Here is a 2,329-nt window from a genome sequence, read left to right as displayed (position 1 = left end):
CGCCCCGCCACCACCGACGCCCGCGCCGACGCCCGCGCCGACGCCGGCGCCGACCCCGGCCGCCCCGCCGCCGAGGGTCCCGGCCGACGGGCTGGCCGACCTCGTGCTGGCCGACACCGAGTTCCCCGCGCAGAGCGCGCCGGCGCTGATGCCGATCAAGGTCGAGCCGACTCCCGACGGGCTGCGCTACCGCTGGCCACCGGTCCCGCTCGGCCCGGACGGGCACGCGCCGGGCCCCGGCTTCTACCGCGTCGTCACCTCCGAGGCGGCGTTCCCGCTGCTGCCCGAGGACGGCACCCTGGTCGCGCTCACCCGCGAGCCGCAGGCGCTGGACACCGCCCCGCTGACCTCGGGCCTGCGGTTCGTGCAGGTGTGGGTGCACACCGGCCCGAGCGCCGCGGCCGCCGGTTTCGCCCAGCCGGTCCGGCTCGCCCAGCGCGAGGTGGTGGCCAACGTCACCGACGTCTCCTGGACCGCCGGCCCGCACCAGGTCAGCGCCGAGTGGACCGCACCCGGACGGGCCGAGGCCGTGGAGGTGGTCCGGCTCCCGGCCGACCACCCCGACCCGGCCGCCGCCCTGGACGACCCGGCGTCCCTGCTGCAGCCCGAGCTCGACCACCGGCACGGCTTCGTCGACGACACCGTGGTGCCCGGGCAGAGCTACCTCTACGCCGTCCGCACCCGGATCGCCACCGGCCCCAGCTCCTCGGTGCTCAGCCCGCTGCTGCGCCACGCCCTGGTGGTGCCGGTGCGGCCCGAGCCGGTGACCGACCTGCGGGTCGAGCTGCGGCCCGACGACCTGGTCGACCTGCGCTGGAGCCCGCCGCCGACCGGGCACGTCGAGGTGTACGCCACCGCGACCCCGCCCCCGCAGTTCCTCTCCTCCCGCCAGCTGCCGGCGGCCGAGCTGGCCCAGTACCTCGACCCCGGCTCGCGGGTGCCCGGAGCCGTCCAGCGCGGGGAGGGCGAGCACACCAAACGGGGGGTCGCCTGGGCCGAGGGCGCCGAACGGCTGCACTTCACCCCGGTCACGGTGGCCGGGGACGCCGTCCACGTGGGCCGCCCGGTGCCCGCGGTCCGCGTGGGCAGCCCCACCGAGGTCGAGCTGGTGGAGCGGGTCGACACCCAGCTGCTGAAGTTCGGCTGGCCGGTCGGGGCCGCCTTCGTCCAGGTCTGGACCGGCCCCCGCGACGGCGACGGCGGCGGTGCCGGCGGGCGGCGCCAGGACGTCTCGCTGGAGGCCTACCGGCAGATGGGCGGGCTGCAGCTGACGGCGCTGCCGGACGGCGGCTGCCGGGTGCACCTGGTCGGGGTGGCGATCGGTGCGGACGGGCAGCAGTCGGTCGGCCGGCCCGCCTGGGTCGACTACCGCGGTCTGCAGCGGATGGCCTACCGCACCTTCCGGGTCCGCCGGTTCGGGGTGCAGGTGGTCGGCCTCGGGGTCGACCTGCGCTCGGTGCACGGCCCGCTGGAGGTCCGCGACGTCGGGTTCGTGGCCCGCCACCACCCCGAGCGGCTCCCGCTGCACGCCGAGGACGGCGAGCCCGTCGACCTCGTCCCCGACGGCGAGGGCGTGCACAACCCGCTGCCCTACCTGCGCCCGCAGGACGTCGGCCGGCTCACCGCGCAGGGCGGCAGCCGGTGGCGGCTGACCGTCGACCCGGCCCGGGGCGGCTACGTCCGGCTGTTCGTCTCGGTCAACCCGCGGGTGGCCGACCAGGTGCCCCCGGTGGCCCTGCTCGACCCGCCGGTGCGGGAGCTGCGGCTGTGACCGGCGGGCCGGAACCGGGCGGCACGGTGGTGGGCGAGCTGACCTACACCAGCTTCGACGCCCCCGGCGCCGCCGGCGGCTGGCAGGTCAAGGAGCAGCGCGGGTTCGCCGACCCGGCGCTGCGCCAGCACGTCGTCCAGCGGATCCGCACCACCGCCCCGGCGACCCGGCCGCTGCCGCCGTTCCCCACCGCCGAGCAGCGCACCGCGCTGCCGCGCACCCTGGTCTACGACCGGCGCGGCCGGACGGGGGTGTGGTGGCACACCGTGGCCGCGGGTGCGGACGGCAGCGGACGCCCGGGCAACGTCTTCGCCCACGTGCTGGCCGTCGAGCAGGACGCCCCCACCCGGCGGCCGGTGGAGTGGTGGCGCTCCCCGGACTGGCTCACCCCCTACGGCCCGGCCGAGGTGGCGGCGGCGGTGCTCGGCCCGCGGCCGCCCGGCCCCGGGGCGGTGGTCGACCGGTTCGGCGTCCTGGACTGGCTGGCCGGGGACGACCGGGCCGCCGCGCTCGGCGTCCTCCTCGACGGGCTGGTCGAGGCCCGCCGGCGCGGGGTGG

General features: G+C 78.4%; 2 protein-coding genes. Both read left to right on the top strand.

Annotated elements, in window-relative coordinates:
• The coding region (locus DVA66_RS19495) for a hypothetical protein (RefSeq protein WP_157974160.1) at positions 1 to 1,771 on the top strand (1,771 nt) is incomplete at its 5' end.
• A partial coding sequence (locus DVA66_RS19490; protein ID WP_198671970.1) for a GAP1-N2 domain-containing protein occupies positions 1,768 to 2,329 on the top strand: 562 nt, incomplete at its 3' end. The genes DVA66_RS19495 and DVA66_RS19490, both read left to right, overlap by 4 nt.

This window comes from Desertihabitans aurantiacus (assembly GCF_003344635.1).
In the GTDB taxonomy this organism is placed as follows: Bacteria; Actinomycetota; Actinomycetes; order Propionibacteriales; family Propionibacteriaceae; genus Desertihabitans; species Desertihabitans aurantiacus.
This window is presented reverse-complemented; position numbering and strand designations above follow the sequence as displayed.